1 pseudogene is annotated in these 514 nt (G+C 46.1%); it reads right to left on the bottom strand.

The annotated features are described in order from the left end of the window. Positions 1–514 (bottom strand): annotated as a pseudogene (locus ACTHUR_RS18410) (23S rRNA (uracil(1939)-C(5))-methyltransferase RlmD); the annotation flags it as partial.

Genomic DNA, 514 nt, shown 5'->3' with positions numbered 1-514 from the left:
GATGATGGCTCACGCCCATATTGAACCCAAATCTGCCAAGCCCGTTTTGCCCCACCCAATATCCTATCAAACCATTCCTCAATTTGCTTCAAAGAGTGGCTAGACGGTTTTTTTATGAAACAAATGTTCAAAACAACCAATTCACGGCTATTAAAAAATTCTACAAATCGGACTGCCGCCCCGCCATCAGACAGCGTTTGCAACAATAATTTCACCACAGGCAGGACATCTGAAATATGCTGCGGCAACACATGACATACCTCAATATCGACTACTTCATTGGTTTTTTTCGCCTGAAAACCCATTTTCAAACGACCTTTCTTATCGACTTAGACGCTCAACCGCGCCCTATCCCGATAATGCCAGGCCGAACCATAAATGGGCGGCAAAATCTGCTCAGGCATGACTCTGCCGATACGCTCAAGCTGCTCCTCCAAAATACGTTGCTTCAATGCAACTTGTGCTGCCAAAGACGCATGTTGCAACGAGCAGCCGCCGCATGTCTCATAATAAC

The organism is Neisseria sp. P0021.S007 (assembly GCF_051956855.1).
This window is presented reverse-complemented; position numbering and strand designations above follow the sequence as displayed.